The following is a 15,499-nucleotide window of genomic DNA, read 5'->3' as shown; positions in this document are numbered from 1 at the left end:
ACTGGCTAATAGAAAAAAAATTATAACCTTATTTTTAATCCTCCATTGATTACAAATCCATCTACAGGAGCATAAATATCTCTAAACGTAGGATTGCTAATTGAACCCGTATAAATAGTGTCAAACTTAGTCTGTCGGGTATTTAAAAAGTTTTCAAAATTCATGAAAACAGAGAAGCTTTCCCAAAGTTTTTCAACCATTAAGCCAGTAATCCAATAGGCTTTTCCTATTGTTCCATCATTTAGTTTTTGGGGACTAAAATAATATCCTTCCAACCCGATTTTCAATTTGTCTTCTATCTCATACATCAACACATTGTTTAAACGGTGTTGAGCCACCAATGGAAATTGAGTAGTATTTCCGTTGTAATGTTGTTTTACATCTGCCAACGTATAACCTATAAAAAGCTTGAAGTCATTATACGTCAATTTTACATTTGTTTCTATTCCTTTCGTATCGATAAAACCGTTCGGCTGTTGAAATTCATAAAAGCCAGTAGTAGTAGGCACAAGCACTAACGGGCTTTTTACTTGTGTATAAAAAAACAAGGTATTGATTGATAAGAATAAGTCTTCTGTAATGGGCGTTTTGTAATTGAAGTCAAAATTACCACCGATAGATTCCTCCGCTTTTGTTTTAGAAACATCAATGGGCAACACATTTTTAAATTGTATCCGTTCAGCATCTTCTGTAAAAACAGTAGGCGTTTTATAACCCATTCCTCCGCCTAAACGCATAGTGAACTTTGGATTAACTTTTAAAAGTGCCGAAATTCTTGGTAACAGGAAAAAGCCATATTCCGTTTGATAATCACCTCGCAGACCTGTTTCTATGGTCAATTTTTCAGTAGCATTCCAAGTGTTTTGCACAAATGCTCCTAAGGTTGTGTGTTGATAATCAACTAATTGTTGGGTATCAAATTTATGTTGATTAAACTTATCTGTCCAAAGATTTAGCCCCGTAATCCATTCTTGTTTTTCTGCTGTATGACTATACGTTGCTTCACTAAATGAAGCAATTTGTACCCCTGAAAATTTAAACGTTGGAATTTCTATACTTCTGTCGTAATAACTTATGCTATTTTTGAATGAAATTTTTGATTTTTCATTTAATTGATGATCAAGTCCAAGTTGGGTAGTAGCACGATTGGTTTTATTGATTTCAAAAAAGCTGTTTGCCTTATTGCTGTTGTGCTTGATATAGGCTATATCTCCACCGATACGTTCTTCAATGGTAGTATTTACGCCAATGTTTAACGTTGTTTTATCATTAATATACACAAATAATTTAGGATTGACAGTATATCTTTTAAACTTCGGAATCGCTGTTAATCCAATATTGGCAGGGTCGTAAGGTGTTCCAGCATTGTATGAAATAAACACCGTTGTTCCCACTTTTTTAAACTTTTGACTATAAAATCCGCTTGCATCCAGCCCTAATGCTGATGTTCCATTCAGCAAAAAGCTCAATTCTCTTTTTTCTTGTGGTTTTTTGGAAATCAAATTCACCAAGCCCGCAATGGCTCCTCCACCATAAAGTGTCGAGGAGGCTCCTTTGATAACCTCTACTTGCGATAAATCAAGTGGAGCTATCTGCAATAAACCTAATCCTCCTGAAAAACCTGCGTATAAAGGAAATCCATCTCTTAAAATCTGTGTATATTTCCCGTCGAGTCCTTGAATCCTGATACTAGAATTATACGAAGTAGCGGAGGTCTGTTGTGTTTGGATACCTGTCGTTTCATTGAGCATCATCCTAATGTCCCCAGGCTTCATGTTGCCTTTCTCCTCTAATTCTTCTCCTGAAATGGTTTCTATTCTAGTCGGAATATCTTCAATATTTTTGTTAGAACGTGTTGAAGTAACGATTACTTCTTCCATTTCTTCATTTTCTGTCATTAATAAAATTTCTAAAGGCTCGGTTTGAGAATAGGGGAAGTTTAACGTGTCTATTCTTTCTTGATAACCTACAAAGTGAAACCTAACTACTTGCTTGCCATTAGGAATATTTTTGATAGTAATAAGCCCACTTTCGTCTGAACTTGCTCCGTTTGTGGTGCCTTGCAAAGTTGCTGTTGCTCCAAACAAAGGTTCTTTGGTTTCAGCATCTTTTATCGTGGCTTTGAAGCTATTTTGACTAATGGCTATATAGGGGCATAAGATTGCCAAGAAAGGCAAAATTATTTTTTGCATTTTGATGAATTTTTAAGTGAATGAATGAGAAAAGAAGGATTGATCCCTTGTTTTTAATAAGGAATTCGTCTTAACGTTACATTAACTTATTTTTGGCGGTTGCCAAATGGTAGCGATGAAGTAGTCTACAAAAAGGACTTTGAAAGAAGGAGTTAAGCTATTGTTCTCAATAAACTTTGTAGTGGGCTCGAAGCTAAAAACTTGCGTTGAAAAAGTAAATCCTGTACAAGAACCACAAGTCATAAAGGGCGAACAGCCCTCACAATCGTCATGTTTTTCCTGAGATTGATTGGTTAATTGCGCTGTTGCTATATCATCCTCGCATTTGTCTTCTGTACAGCAAGGGACTGTAGAAAGCAGAAGCACATACATGGATAATATAAAACAGAGTATTTTCATCCATGCAAAGTTAATTAACGTCACTGAATTACCAAGATTTAACCTGCTTGGTTTAATAACTTAAGCTTTTCTCGGTTATCCTTGATAACCGAGAAAAGCTCTAAGCAAATATTTTATTCTTTTACTGGAGGAATATCAGATTTATTTTCAATCGTTATTTTGGTTGCTCCCGCTCGTTGAATCATTACTTGTTTGCCAAGTTCTTGTAAAGACTTGCTTTCATAAATTTTCATGGCTGTTGATACATCAATGGCTTGGCGTGTCTGCTCGTCTAAATCAAATGTCAACGTAATAAAGTTCAAATGAACGCCTAAAGGTTCTAGTACTTTATTACTCGCAATCAATAATTGATTTTCTATTTCAGCTTGGTCAAGTTCTACAATATCTTGGTCTAAAAAAATATCCTTTGCCACATCCTTTATTCTTTTGTCAATGACCATATTTTCGGCACCCTCAAATGCTGAATTATTCAAGGCGTCATCGTCGTCAGCATCCGAATTGGCTTTCCCTAAATATTTTGCTTGTTTGATAAATGCAAGCGGGTTAATAATCGAATAATCATAATCAATGTGGATAGAAGCACGCACCCTATCTTTTAAATTACTGATGAATTTGCTCTCGCCCTGCATGGGATAATTCGGAATAACTACTTTCATATAACAAGCATTTAATCCCCCTTTTGGCACAGCGTCGCCTGCTTTAATGAGGCTCCAATTCATACCGCAGTCATCAGAGACTACCACTTGTTGGTTAGACTTTGCGTAATTACAACTTTGCATGGTGAATAATGCACCAGTGAGAAGAGTAGCAATTGGCACTATTTTAATAAATCTATTCATTACTTATCGGTTAAAGGTTTACGGGTTTTAATCTACCCCAATTTTATTATATTTATTCTTGTATTCAACAGGACTAAGCCCCGTTATTTTTTTAAAGGTAGTTCTAAAAGCTTTAGTATCTGTATACCCAACGTCAAACATTACTTCATTAATATTTTTACGGCTACTTTCTATGCTTCTTTTGGCAGCCTCAATCTTAACCCTTTGGATATATTCCAGTACAGAATTATTAGTAGCCAATTTAAATCTTCGTTCAAAACTTCTCCTTCCCATCGATACTTTCTCGGCTAATTCTTCTACCGTAAGTTTTTCTTCGATATTCTGTTCGATATACTCTTGCACCGTTCTGATGGCATCGTCATTATGCCCTTTTTGCCCTTTGAACATCGCAAAGGATGATTGACTGGTACGGTCTATATCTATCGCAAAAAACTTTGAAGTAAGGATAGCTGTTTCACGGTCAGTATATTTTTCAATAAGGTACAGCAACAAATTCCAACAAGAATTCGCACCTCCGCTTGAGTAAATACCATCTTCGTCCGTCACAATTTTGCCGTCTTGCAAAATGACTGACGGAAACATATTCCTAAATTCATCTGTAAAACCCCAGTGCGTAGAACATTTTTTGCCATCTACCAAGCCCGTAGCCGCTAACAAAAAAGCACCCACACAAAGCGAAGCTACTTCAGAGCCTTTTTGATGTTGGGAGATAATCCAGTTTATCGTGTTTTGATTAGCCGAAATACCTTCATGGATACTCCCTGATAGGGGTGGAATAATGATTAAGTCTGTCTCACTGACATCTTTCATGAGCAAGTCAGGGTCAACCATAAAAGGCCCATCAATTAATTTCATTTGTTTGCGTTGACCTACCAGCTTAACGTCAAACAGTTTGTCTTTGCCCGAACTGATAAGAAACTGATTTACAGTTTCAAACATAAAGCGTGAGATAGCTATCACATGAATAGCGGCATGATCAGGAACTAAAATGGCGACTTTTTTCATAACACAAATATAGAAAAATAGTTTGTCGTAAATTACCCTTCATTTGTCGTTTTTGTATAGTTAATTTAGAAAAAGCTTTTGCACATTTGTATCATAAATTTTTCACATAAAAACCTCGTAACATGGAAAGTACAACAAAAGCAAAAATCACCGTAGAAGTTACCGTAAATGCTCCATTAGAAAAAGTGTGGGTAGCATTTAATGACCCCAAACATGTAATCAATTGGTGTTTTGCTTCAGACGATTGGCATGCACCAGCTGCTGAAAGTGATTTTAGAGAAGGTGGCAAAAGCAAAACCGTAATGGCTGCAAAAGATGGTAGCTTTTCTTTTGATTTTGAATGGATTTATACAAAAATCAAAGACCTAGAAACCGTAGAATATGCTTTGGGAGATGGTAGAGAAGTAAGTGTACAATTTGAAGAAACGGCAGAGGGAGTAAAAGTAACAGAAACGTTTGACCCTGAAAATCAAAATCCTGTAGAAATGCAAAAAGGCGGATGGCAAGCGATTCTTGATAACTTTAAAAAGTATGTTGAACAAAACTAAACAGCATTATAATGTACACTGACGCTCTTATTTCATGCTTATGGTTTGACGGACAAGCTAAAGCTGCCGCAACTTTTTATAGTTCAATTTTTAAAAGTAGCAAAATCACGGCTGAAAATCCGATGGTGGTGACTTTTGAGTTGGATGGAACAAAATTCATGGGTCTAAACGGTGGACCAATGTTTAAGATTAACCCCTCTATTTCATTTTTTGTGACTTGTACTACTATCGAAGAAGTAGATGAAGTATGGAGTAAATTGATAGAAGGAGGCAAAGCCTTGATGCCTATTGATACTTACCCTTGGAGTCAACGATATGGTTGGTTGCAAGACAAATTTGGTGTAACATGGCAAGTGAGTATGGGGAATGGAGGACAAACTGAGCAGACAATAAGACCATCGTTTTTATTTACCAATAAACAGTTTGGTAAAGCCGAGGAGGCCATTAAGTTTTATACTTCAGTTTTTGAAGGGGGGACGATAGACCTACTTTTGCCTTATGGAGAGCAAGATGCTAATGCAGGAAAAGTATTGTATTCAGAGTTTACTCTCGGAAAAAGCCCTATGATTGCGATGGATGGACCGGGCGATCATCAATATACCTTTAATGAAGGAGTGTCCTTGGTGATTAATTGTGATACACAAAGTGAAATTGATTACTATTGGAACAACCTTACCAAAGGAGGAGAAGAAAGCATGTGTGGTTGGTTAAAAGACCAGTTCGGGGTGTCGTGGCAAGTAGTTCCTTCAATGATTGGAAAATTGATGAGTGACCCTGAAAAAGCACAGAGAGTGATGCAAGAAGTGTTCAAAATGCGAAAACTTGATATAGATGTATTATTAAATGCTTGATATGTAGTTGATTATGTTGTGTTTTGGGCTGTTTGTTATTATATTAGCACAACTTCCATTTTTTAAATGAAGTATCTTAAATGTCAACGATTAGTGTTTATTTAAGTTTTAACGGTAATTGTAGGGAAGCAATGACTTTTTATCAGCGCTGTTTGGGAGGAGAGCTTTTTTTTCAAACATTAGGTGAGCACCCTAATGCTGAAAAAATGCCCGACCGTATGAAGGCTTGTATTCTACATGGTACCCTTACCAGAAATGGGTTGGTCATTATGGGGTCTGATATGTTGGGGGAAGAAGGATTAAAAAAAGGCAATGCCGTGTCATTAATGTTGCATTGTGATAGTGAAATAGAAATGAAAGAATGTTATCAAAAGCTCTCTCGAGGAGGTGCACAAACTTACCCCATCGCCCAAAGTTTTTGGGGTACATTATTTGGTGATTTAACAGATAAGTTTGGTAACCAATGGTTACTACATTACAAAAAGAACTAACAATTAAACATACTAACATTATGAAAAGCACAAAAATTACCTTTTGGATTAGTACAGCACTAATATTCTTATTTTTTGGCGTGATGCCTGCTTTGACTGGCCACACTGAAATGGCAAAAGAAGGCATAAAGCATTTAGGGTACCCGCAATATTTCGGAGTGGCCTTGAATATCTTTAAAATAATAGGTTCATTGATATTAATAATTCCTCAGGTTCCTAAAACACTTAAAGAATGGGCTTATGCAGGTTTTGTGTTCGATATTATTTTTGCTGCTATTAGCTTATGGGCTGTTGATGGCGTTAGTGGTATGCTTTTGATGCCAGTAGTTGTAATGGTAATATTGCTTGTGTCGTATTTCAGCTACCATAAATTACAAAGTCCACAACTTTAACATATAGCCCCATGAGCATATTGTTTATTATTCTGTATATCATTTTTGGCTTCATCGCTTTATTGTTGATTATCGGCTTATTTACTAAAAAGGGTTATGCCATAAGTAGAACCATTGTTATTAATAGACCCATCGACGAAGTATTTTATTACTTGAGGCATATAAAAAACCAAGACTTTTTCAGTAAATGGGTAATGACAGACCCTAATATGAAAAAAACCTTTACTGGAATTGATGGAACCGTTGGTTTTATCTATGCTTGGGAAGGGAACAAAAAAGCGGGAATGGGGGAACAGGAAATAACGAGTATTGAGGAAAATCAAAGGTTGGATTTAGAAGTACGCTTTAAAAAGCCCTTTGAAGCAATTGCTAATACGCCCTTTATTACTGAGGCGATAGATGCTAATGAAACAAAAGTAACGTGGGGGGCTAGTAGCGAAATGAAATATCCTATGAATATTTTTTTATTAATAGGCATAGAAAAAAACCTAGAAAAAGATATTGACATAAGTCTTGGTAACTTAAAAAGGATTCTTGAAAGTAAATAAAACATCCATGAAAGCCGTAAACAACATTGATGAATACATTGCGGATTTCCCTGAAGAAACCCAAGCACTTTTAAGGGAAATCCGCCAAACAATCAGCATGGCTGCTCCTGAAGCTACAGAAAAAATTAGTTATGCTATGCCTACTTTTTATTTGAAAGGGAATGTAGTGCATTTTGCAGGCTATAAAAATCACATAGGGTTTTATCCAGCATCTTCGGGCATTAGCAATTTTCAAGAAGAAATTGCAGGTTATAAAAGCTCAAAAGGAGCAGTGCAGTTTCCCCTTGACCAACCTTTGCCTAATGATTTGATTACTAAAATTGTTCAATTCAGGGTAAAAGAAAATCTGGAAAAAGTAACGAAGAAATGAGTCTACAGGGTTGTAATAGCAGGCATAATCGATACGGAATGCTTCTATCAACAAGGGCTAAACTTTAAGTAAGACGATGGCAAAAAGACCAAAGCTTTCAGAGGCTGAACTAGTAATAGCATATTTTGAGGCACTTGAACATCCTTTGAAAGAAGTAGTTCAACTATTAAGAACAATCGTTTTGTCGACCGACAAGGAAATTGCTGAACAAATAAAATGGAACTCACCAAGCTTTTATTATTCGGGAAAAATGCAACCGTTTGATCCTAAGGAATATAAAAGAGATATCGTGGTGTTTAATCTGCATAAAAATGATAGTGTATTATTAGTATTTCCGACGGGTTCAAAGATTAATGATTCATCAGCATTGCTGGAAGGAAAGTTTGCTGATACTAGAAAAATTGCTAAATTCACAAGCATAGAAGAAGTGAAAACAAAAGAAAACGCTTTGAAAACAGTCATAAAAGCGTGGCTAAACCAAATTGATTAATAAACTTTTATTAAGGATGACCTACATTTCAATAGAAATATTCAAAACCAGTGTGAGCAATCAGCGAGCATCAGAGGAGATATTAAACTTATTGAATATATCATTTCCTCATCTGAAAATTAATTTTGACCTTGACGATTGCGACAAGATTTTAAGAATTCAAGGACATAGTTTTTGTTCAACCAGTATCATAGAGATATTAAGCAATATGGGGCATCACTGCGAGCGTATTGAATAAACTTTTGCGTGCTGACCGAACTTTAATATCATAAACATGAGTCATCCCGAATTTTAAAATCACAAGAAAGCGGTCAAAATTAGTTTTTTGACCGCTTTCTTGATTTATGGATACAGATTATAGTTCCGTTAGGAACACTATATCGGTAGAAGAAGCATCCTATTAATCCTCCAAGCCCCATCGGGGCGAAATATTTCGCCCCGATGGGGCTTGGAAGAGAATTTTGTTTACATTTTACCGCAAATGCAGCTACCGATATATCGCCTCTATGAGGCTATTTTGTTAAACTTCCTATTTTAAGAAAAATTCGGGATGACTCATGTTTGATTTAAAAATGTATTGACGATTTTATCATCATGGAACGCCAAAATTAAGATTGTCGTTTAACTACTATCTATTATTAAATTACATTGAAAATATTGACTTTGGATGATGAAAGCAATCGTTTTAAAAGGTTTTGGAAGTATTGATAATTTTGAATTATCCGAGGTTGATACCCCAATAGTTACTTCAAATGATATCTTGGTAAAGATTAAGGCTACAGCGTTTAATCCAATTGATTATCAGATGCGTCAAGGAGCAACAGAAAGTAAATTGCTGAAATCTCCTATCTTAGGTCGTGAGTTATCAGGAATTGTTAGCCAAATAGGCGAAGAAGTCACTGGATTTACCATTGGGGATAGTGTAACTGCTTATGTTGGCAGTTTAGCCTCAAATGGTACTTATGCCGAGTTTATCAGTATTCCTCAACAGTTGGGTGCTAAAAATCCAGCTTTATTGTCATTTGCACAAGCGACTGCCCTGCCAATGGTAAGTATGACAGCCCTGCAATGTTTTCAGCGAGCAAATATTCCCAAAGAAAAACCTGTGTTTATCAGTGGCGGTGCGGGTGGAGTAGGTACGCTATTGATAAAACTTCTTTTAGCAAATGGGAATAATGAATTGATTACAACCGCAGGAAATGAAGATAGTAAAAACCAATTAATCTCATTGGGACTGAACCCTGATAATATTATCAATTATCATGAGCCAGATTTTTTAAAAAAAATACAATCAAAGGGCGTTAATGGTAAATTTGAGTATTGCATCGATTTAGTAGGAGGCAAAATGTCGGAAGTATGTGCCAACCTTTTGAAAGTTCATGGTGTATACGTTGATGTGACATTTTTGGCTACTGAACAAGCTAGAGAAACATTATTTGACAAAGCCACTACCATCATTAATGTTGCTAATTTTGCGTATAGTTTAACGGGAAATAGTAATGATACGGCATTTTATGGCAACGCACTGAATGAAATCTTTAATAAAATAACCGATAAAATTATTTCACCCATAGATATTAATATCATAGGTAATTTGAGTGTAGAAACTGTTCAAAAAGGACATGAAATGATGGAGAGGAATGAAACTAGAGGAAAGAAATTAGTCATGATTAATGAGTGGAATGCTTAATCAACTACAATAAAAGCATATTAAATAGGCTGTCAAATTTAGGGGATTTGAGTCAAGAATCTCCGCAAGCGTTTTAAACGCTTGTGGAGGTAATTTTTCTGTATCAACAGCAAAAACTCAAACCTTTACTCAAATCTCAAATGTTTTACTGATTCGCCAGAGACTGCTAATTCTACCAAAGAATCTATGCCAATTTGTAAGTGTTTTTCTACAAAATTGGTAGTTACTTTTTTATCACTTTCTTCCGTTTTTACACCTTCTGGCGTCATTGGGTTATCCGAAACTAACAATAATGCTCCATGAGGAATTTTGTTGGCAAAACCAGCCGTAAAAATAGTAGCGGTTTCCATATCAATTGCCATAGCACGAATATCAGTCAGGTACTGTTTAAAAGCCTCATCGTGTTCCCATACGCGCCTGTTGGTAGTATATACCAAGCCTGTCCAGTAATCTAGTTCATGTTTTTTAATCATCGATGAAACTGAACGTTGCAAACGGAAAGATGGCAAAGCGGGCACTTCTTTAGGCATATATTCGTCAGATGTTCCCTCTCCACGCACAGCAGCGATAGGCAAAATTAAATCTCCCAAGCCAAGGTTTTTCTTTAAACCTCCGCATTTCCCTAAAAACAAAACAGCTTTAGGCTCAATCGCTGAAAGTAAATCCATCACGGTAGCCGCCATCGGTGAACCCATTCCAAAATTGATGATTGTAATGTTGTTGGCAGTAGCAGTTAACATTGGTCTATCTTTCCCTCTGATTTCCACAGAAAATTGTTCCGAAAACATCGTTACATAATTACTGAAATTAGTCAATAAAATATACTGACCAAATTCATTCAGTTTCATTCCTGTATACCGAGGAAGCCAATTTTCTACTATTTCTTGTTTTGTTTTCATAAATTTGGTTTTAATTTGTGATTAAAAATGAGCGGTTAGTCAATTTATTTGTAGCATTGCATTATCCTTATTTTTTTAATAAAAACTCAGTCAACGGTCTTGGAAAATCTAAACATCCCATCATACGATTACAAATTAAGGAAAGTTGATGAAAAAATCTATATATATGATATCCTCAGACGCAAATATATTATACTAACACCCGAAGAATGGGTTCGCCAACACTTCGTTCATTTCTTAATCAACCATTATCAGTATCCTAAAAGTTTAATCAAATTAGAAAGTTCTTTAAAATATAATACGTTACTCAAACGAACAGATATCCAAGTGTTTGGAAGAGACGGTAAATTAAAGATGATTATCGAGTGCAAAGCGCCCTATATTCCGCTTAGTCAACAAGTTTTTAGTCAGGTAGCGCAGTATAACCAAGTATTAAAAGCAGAGTTTTTAACAATTACTAACGGAATGGTATATCATTGTTGTAAAACAGATTGGGAAAATATGAATCTTGAGTTTCTAAAAGATTTACCCTTATTTGTCTAAAATTTCATGTTTCTATAATTTCATTCATCATTCACATCATTACCTTTGTGAAAAAAACCTTCATCATGGCATCAAAAAATATCTTGTCCATTGTACTTTTCTTCGCTCTGACAGCTTCTTTTGCTCAGAAACCAAAAACTCAAACAACGTCAGTAACTTTAGCAAAACCCAAATTAGTAGTAGGTATTGTAGTAGACCAGATGCGTTATGACTATTTATATCGCTATTATGATAAATATTCTGCGGGTGGTTTCAAAAGATTAATGAATGAAGGGTTTAACTGTCGAAACAACCATTACGACTATGCTCCGACCGTTACAGCGGCAGGTCATGCAGCTATTTTTACAGGTTCTGTTCCAGCAGTTGATGGTATCGTAGGGAATGAATGGTATGACCAAAAATATAATCGTACAGTATATTGCGTGGAGGACTCAACGGTAAAAACAGTAGGAGCGGACTCTAAAGCAGGATTGATGTCTCCGAAAAACTTATTAGTTTCAACCATTACCGACCAATTAAAAATTGCCAATGCATATCAATCAAAAACGATAGGTGTTTCATTGAAAGACAGAGGGGCAATCTTACCAGCTGGACATACAGCCAATGCTGCTTATTGGTTTGATTCTAAAGACGGTTCATGGATTACATCTACCTTCTATATGAATGATTTACCACAATGGGCGAAAGATTTTAATGCTAAAAAAATGCCATTAAAATACATGGCCGAGGGCTGGAAAACACTTTTGCCAATTGAACAATATACAGAGAGTTCAATCGATAATCAGCCTTTTGAAAGTAAATTGGCTGGTGAAACTAGTCCAGTTTTCCCACATGAATTAGTAGGTAGAGCAGGTGTAAATCTATTAGAAGTGCTTAGATCAACGCCTTTTGGAAATACCCTGACGAAAGATTTTGCTTTGGCAGCGTTAGCAAACGAAAACCTAGGGAAAGGTGCTAAAACCGACTTCTTAACAGTTAGTTTTTCGTCAACAGATTACGTAGGGCATTCATTCGGACCCAATTCGATAGAAGCAGAAGATACTTATTTGAGATTAGACAAGGATATTGCTGAAATCTTAACGACTTTAGATAAAACACTTGGTAAGAACAATTATTTAGTATTTTTAAGTGCAGATCATGGTGTAGCAGATATTCCGGGGTTTTGGCAAGCCAATAAATTACCTGCGGGGATATATGAGCGTTCAAAAGCAACAACTGAAATAAAAGCGGCATTGAAAGTGGCTTTTGGCGAAGGCGATTTTATAAAAGCAGAGGACAATTCTCAATTATATTTGAATCATGCTTTATTAAGCGAAAAGAAATTATCATTTTCACAAGTATATGAAGTAGTAAGAGAAACTTTGTTGAAGCATGATGAAGTAGCTGATGTTGTTGACTTCCATAACATCGGGAATAGCACATTGCCAGACTATCAGCTGAAATTCATCAAGAATGGCTACAATACCAAACGTAGTGGTGATATTTCAGTCGTGTTAAACCCAAGTTGGTTTAGTGGCTATAAAACAGGCACGACACACGGCACCCCTTATCGATACGATACACACGTACCATTATTGTTTTTTGGCTGGGGTGTAAAGGCTGGAGAAACCACTACAAGAACCAATATTTCTGATATTGCACCAACCGTAGCAGATATACTAAGCATTCTTGAACCTAATGGCAGTGTTGGAGGTGTAATTTTGGGTGTAAAACAATAAAAAATGTTTTTGAACAAAAATGGCACACTTTTAGTTAGTTTAGTTTGTAGAATTTGATGAAAATAAACTAAATTACCAATCTAAATAAAAAATACAAAAACGTATGAAGATAGCAGTAGTCGGAACTGGATATGTAGGCTTAGTAACAGGCACTTGTTTTGCAGAGACAGGAAATCAGGTTGTTTGCGTAGACATAGATGCAAAGAAAATTGAAAAGATGAAAAATGGTATCATTCCTATTTATGAGCCAGGTCTTGATGTTTTGTTTAATAGGAATACAGCAGAAGGTCGTTTGAAATTCACGACTGATTTAGCCGAAGGAATCAAAGATGCCAAAGTGATTTTCTTAGCATTACCAACACCTCCAGGTGAAGATGGTTCTGCCGATTTAAAGTACATTTTAAAAGTTGCTAATGATTTAGGTCCGATTTTAGACCAATACGTAGTTGTAATTGATAAAAGTACAGTACCTGTAGGAACAGCAGAGAAAGTACATGCTGCTATTGCTAAAAATGCTTCAGTAGATTTGTTTGATGTAGTATCAAATCCAGAATTCTTACGTGAAGGTGTTGCTGTAGAAGACTTTATGAAACCCGACCGTGTAGTAATCGGTACGAGTTCAGAAAAGGCTAAAGCAGTAATGACAAAATTATATGCTCCGTTAGTACGCCAAGGTAACCCTGTTATTTTCATGGACGAACGTTCAGCAGAGATGACTAAATATGCAGCTAATGCATTCTTGGCAACTAAGATTACGTTTATGAACGAAATTGCTAACCTATGCGAAATGGTAGGAGCAAACGTAGATGATATTCGTAGAGGAATCGGTACGGATTCAAGAATTGGTAAGCGTTTCTTATTCGCAGGAATTGGTTATGGCGGAAGCTGTTTTCCTAAAGATGTTCAGGCTTTAGAGAAAACTTCAAAAGACTCGGGTTATGACTTCCAAATCTTAAAAGCCGTAATGACCGTAAATGAAGACCAAAAGACAAGGTTGATACCGCATATCAAAGCACATTTTGGTGGAGATTTGAAAGGAAAAGTATTTGGGATGTGGGGCTTAGCCTTTAAACCATATACTGATGATATTCGTGAAGCACCAGCTTTATACAACATCAAAGAATTGTTAGCAGAAGGAGCCATTATCAAAGCTTTTGACCCAGAAGCAATGGAGAACGTGAAGGGAGTAATTGGTGATACGATTACTTACACCAAAGGTCCTTATGAAGCGATCAAAGATGTAGATGCGTTATTGATTATGACAGAATGGCCACAGTTCCGTACGCCAGAATTTGAGATTATGGAAGTGTTGTTGAAGGATAAAGTAATCTTCGATGGTCGTAATTTGTATGAATTAGACCAGATGAAAGAATTAGGATATACTTACTATTCAATTGGTAGAGATACAGTAAAATAATTGTGATTGAGTGAGTTGTGATTGAGTGATTTTTTAGAAAATTAATGCTTTGTATAAAATCACTCAATCACTAATTCACAAATCACTAACTATATAAAAATATGAAACGAGTATTAATAACAGGTGGAGCAGGGTTTTTGGGTTCACACCTTTGTGATAGATTTATCAAAGAAGGATTCCATGTAATAGCCATGGATAATTTGATTACAGGTGATTTGAAGAATATCGAGCACTTGTTCAAATTGCCGAATTTTGAATTTTATCACCATGATGTTTCTAAATTTATCCATGTTCCGGGTGAATTAGATTATATCCTTCACTTTGCTTCTCCAGCCTCTCCGATTGACTATTTGAAAATCCCTATCCAAACATTAAAGGTTGGTTCATTGGGTATTCATAATTGTTTAGGATTAGCCAGAGTAAAGAATGCAAGAGTCTTGATTGCTTCTACTTCTGAAGTATACGGCGACCCTACAGTTCACCCACAACCAGAAGAATACTGGGGAAATGTGAATCCAGTAGGCCCTCGTGGTGTTTATGACGAAGCTAAGCGTTTCCAAGAAGCAATGACGATGGCATACCATACTTTTCATGGTTTAGAAACCAGAATTGTACGTATATTCAATACTTATGGGCCAAGAATGCGTCTGAATGATGGACGTGTATTGCCTGCATTCATTGGACAAGCTTTAAGAGGAGAAGATTTGACAATGTTTGGAGATGGTTCGCAAACTAGAGCATTCTGTTACGTAGATGATTTAGTAGAAGGAATTTACCGTTTGTTGCTAAGCAGTTATGCACAGCCAGTAAACATCGGTAATCCTGATGAAATCACTATCAAAGAATTTGGTGAAGAAATCATCAAATTGACAGGTACTGAACAGAAATTAATCTCGTTACCATTACCAACTGATGACCCTAAGCAACGTAAACCAGATATTACAAAAGCAAAGGCTATCTTAGGTTGGGAACCAAAAGTGAGTCGTTCAGAGGGCTTGAAGATTACCTATGAATATTTCAAATCTTTATCTAAAGAGGATTTATTCAAAATGGCAAATCACAGAGAATTCGAAAAGAAATAAACATAAAAAAGCCTCAAACGTTAGT

18 protein-coding genes are annotated in these 15,499 nt (G+C 36.0%); 13 read left to right on the top strand and 5 right to left on the bottom strand.

What is annotated here, in order from left to right; all coding sequences use genetic code 11:
- Positions 1-20: 20 nt before the first annotated feature.
- The 4 genes from AC07N0_RS11975 to AC07N0_RS11960 form a co-directional block, all read right to left on the bottom strand.
- Complete coding sequence (locus AC07N0_RS11975; RefSeq protein WP_494589344.1) at positions 21-2,192, bottom strand: TonB-dependent receptor; 2,172 nt, start codon at positions 2,190-2,192, stop codon at positions 21-23.
- 81 nt (positions 2,193-2,273) lie between these two features.
- A complete protein-coding gene (locus tag AC07N0_RS11970; RefSeq protein WP_492799956.1) occupies positions 2,274-2,591 on the bottom strand; it encodes a DUF6660 family protein in 318 nt (105 codons plus the stop codon).
- A gap of 113 nt (positions 2,592-2,704) precedes the next feature.
- The gene (locus AC07N0_RS11965) at positions 2,705-3,430 is read right to left on the bottom strand and encodes a hypothetical protein (protein ID WP_494589343.1); all 726 of its coding nucleotides are present in this window, start codon (positions 3,428-3,430) and stop codon (positions 2,705-2,707) included.
- A 27-nt stretch (positions 3,431-3,457) separates the two neighbouring features.
- Positions 3,458-4,435 carry a GlxA family transcriptional regulator gene (locus AC07N0_RS11960; RefSeq protein ID WP_492799954.1) on the bottom strand — a complete coding sequence of 326 codons (978 nt, stop codon included), beginning with the start codon at positions 4,433-4,435 and terminating at the stop codon, positions 3,458-3,460.
- Between the two features lie 122 nt (positions 4,436-4,557).
- Between AC07N0_RS11960 and AC07N0_RS11955 the strand changes: the two genes are divergently transcribed.
- The 9 genes from AC07N0_RS11955 (at position 4,558) to AC07N0_RS11915 (ending at position 9,815) form a co-directional block, all read left to right on the top strand.
- Entirely contained in the window at positions 4,558-4,983 is a 426-nt protein-coding gene (locus tag AC07N0_RS11955) for an SRPBCC family protein (protein WP_494589342.1), read from the top strand.
- Between the two features lie 11 nt (positions 4,984-4,994).
- A complete protein-coding gene (locus AC07N0_RS11950) occupies positions 4,995-5,834 on the top strand; it encodes a VOC family protein (RefSeq protein WP_494589341.1) in 840 nt (279 codons plus the stop codon).
- A gap of 80 nt (positions 5,835-5,914) precedes the next feature.
- Complete coding sequence (locus tag AC07N0_RS11945) at positions 5,915-6,325, top strand: VOC family protein (protein ID WP_494589340.1); 411 nt, start codon at positions 5,915-5,917, stop codon at positions 6,323-6,325.
- Between the two features lie 20 nt (positions 6,326-6,345).
- Positions 6,346-6,717, top strand: coding sequence for a DoxX family protein (locus AC07N0_RS11940; protein WP_492799950.1), 372 nt, complete (start codon positions 6,346-6,348; stop codon positions 6,715-6,717).
- 11 nt (positions 6,718-6,728) lie between these two features.
- A complete protein-coding gene (locus AC07N0_RS11935) occupies positions 6,729-7,265 on the top strand; it encodes an SRPBCC family protein (protein WP_494589339.1) in 537 nt (178 codons plus the stop codon).
- Positions 7,252-7,635, top strand: a complete 384-nt coding sequence (locus AC07N0_RS11930; protein ID WP_492799948.1) for an iron chaperone — start codon at positions 7,252-7,254, stop codon at positions 7,633-7,635. Before AC07N0_RS11935 ends, AC07N0_RS11930 begins: the two co-directional genes overlap by 14 nt.
- Before the next feature lie 76 nt (positions 7,636-7,711).
- A complete protein-coding gene (locus AC07N0_RS11925; RefSeq protein WP_494589338.1) occupies positions 7,712-8,125 on the top strand; it encodes a DUF1801 domain-containing protein in 414 nt (137 codons plus the stop codon).
- A gap of 16 nt (positions 8,126-8,141) precedes the next feature.
- Complete coding sequence (locus AC07N0_RS11920; protein WP_492799946.1) at positions 8,142-8,363, top strand: hypothetical protein; 222 nt, start codon at positions 8,142-8,144, stop codon at positions 8,361-8,363.
- Between the two features lie 429 nt (positions 8,364-8,792).
- Positions 8,793-9,815: a quinone oxidoreductase family protein gene (locus AC07N0_RS11915; RefSeq protein WP_494589337.1), complete on the top strand. Its 1,023-nt coding sequence runs from the start codon at positions 8,793-8,795 to the stop codon at positions 9,813-9,815.
- Positions 9,816-9,940: 125 nt separating this feature from the next.
- Here AC07N0_RS11915 and AC07N0_RS11910 read toward each other — a convergent pair whose 3' ends face one another.
- Positions 9,941-10,714, bottom strand: a complete 774-nt coding sequence (locus AC07N0_RS11910; protein ID WP_492799944.1) for an AMP nucleosidase — start codon at positions 10,712-10,714, stop codon at positions 9,941-9,943.
- A 99-nt stretch (positions 10,715-10,813) separates the two neighbouring features.
- On the opposite strand from AC07N0_RS11910, the gene AC07N0_RS11905 reads away from it, so the two are divergent.
- From AC07N0_RS11905 to AC07N0_RS11890, 4 genes are all read left to right on the top strand, one after another.
- Positions 10,814-11,257, top strand: coding sequence for a type I restriction enzyme HsdR N-terminal domain-containing protein (locus AC07N0_RS11905; protein ID WP_494589336.1), 444 nt, complete (start codon positions 10,814-10,816; stop codon positions 11,255-11,257).
- Positions 11,258-11,322: 65 nt separating this feature from the next.
- On the top strand, positions 11,323-12,975 hold the full coding sequence (gene pafA, locus AC07N0_RS11900) for an alkaline phosphatase PafA (protein WP_494589335.1): 1,653 nt from the start codon (positions 11,323-11,325) through the stop codon (positions 12,973-12,975).
- 103 nt (positions 12,976-13,078) lie between these two features.
- Positions 13,079-14,392, top strand: a complete 1,314-nt coding sequence (locus AC07N0_RS11895) for a UDP-glucose dehydrogenase family protein (RefSeq protein ID WP_494589334.1) — start codon at positions 13,079-13,081, stop codon at positions 14,390-14,392.
- 101 nt (positions 14,393-14,493) lie between these two features.
- Positions 14,494-15,474 (top strand): UDP-glucuronic acid decarboxylase family protein, encoded by a 981-nt coding sequence (locus AC07N0_RS11890; RefSeq protein ID WP_492799940.1) that lies wholly within the window; start codon positions 14,494-14,496, stop codon positions 15,472-15,474.
- The last annotated feature ends 25 nt before the right edge of the window (positions 15,475-15,499 follow it).

The sequence above is a fragment of the Arcicella sp. GW821-FHT09D11 genome, from assembly GCF_059416265.1.
Note: the sequence above shows the minus strand (reverse complement) of the source record. Positions and strands in the feature narration are given on the sequence as shown.

Bases quoted from the DNA above. Each gene is read 5' to 3' on its own strand.
- pafA (WP_494589335.1), top strand. From the start codon at position 11,323: ATGGCATCAAAAAATATCTTGTCCATTGTACTTTTCTTCGCTCTGACA.
- AC07N0_RS11915 (WP_494589337.1), top strand. From the start codon at position 8,793: ATGATGAAAGCAATCGTTTTAAAAGGTTTTGGAAGTATTGATAATTTT.
- AC07N0_RS11945 (WP_494589340.1), top strand. From the start codon at position 5,915: ATGTCAACGATTAGTGTTTATTTAAGTTTTAACGGTAATTGTAGGGAA.
- AC07N0_RS11895 (WP_494589334.1), top strand. From the start codon at position 13,079: ATGAAGATAGCAGTAGTCGGAACTGGATATGTAGGCTTAGTAACAGGC.
- AC07N0_RS11970 (WP_492799956.1), bottom strand. From the start codon at position 2,591: ATGAAAATACTCTGTTTTATATTATCCATGTATGTGCTTCTGCTTTCT.
- AC07N0_RS11940 (WP_492799950.1), top strand. From the start codon at position 6,346: ATGAAAAGCACAAAAATTACCTTTTGGATTAGTACAGCACTAATATTC.
- AC07N0_RS11925 (WP_494589338.1), top strand. From the start codon at position 7,712: ATGGCAAAAAGACCAAAGCTTTCAGAGGCTGAACTAGTAATAGCATAT.
- AC07N0_RS11935 (WP_494589339.1), top strand. From the start codon at position 6,729: ATGAGCATATTGTTTATTATTCTGTATATCATTTTTGGCTTCATCGCT.
- AC07N0_RS11950 (WP_494589341.1), top strand. From the start codon at position 4,995: ATGTACACTGACGCTCTTATTTCATGCTTATGGTTTGACGGACAAGCT.
- AC07N0_RS11975 (WP_494589344.1), bottom strand. From the start codon at position 2,192: ATGCAAAAAATAATTTTGCCTTTCTTGGCAATCTTATGCCCCTATATA.
- AC07N0_RS11920 (WP_492799946.1), top strand. From the start codon at position 8,142: ATGACCTACATTTCAATAGAAATATTCAAAACCAGTGTGAGCAATCAG.
- AC07N0_RS11960 (WP_492799954.1), bottom strand. From the start codon at position 4,435: ATGAAAAAAGTCGCCATTTTAGTTCCTGATCATGCCGCTATTCATGTG.
- AC07N0_RS11965 (WP_494589343.1), bottom strand. From the start codon at position 3,430: ATGAATAGATTTATTAAAATAGTGCCAATTGCTACTCTTCTCACTGGT.
- AC07N0_RS11910 (WP_492799944.1), bottom strand. From the start codon at position 10,714: ATGAAAACAAAACAAGAAATAGTAGAAAATTGGCTTCCTCGGTATACA.
- AC07N0_RS11890 (WP_492799940.1), top strand. From the start codon at position 14,494: ATGAAACGAGTATTAATAACAGGTGGAGCAGGGTTTTTGGGTTCACAC.
- AC07N0_RS11955 (WP_494589342.1), top strand. From the start codon at position 4,558: ATGGAAAGTACAACAAAAGCAAAAATCACCGTAGAAGTTACCGTAAAT.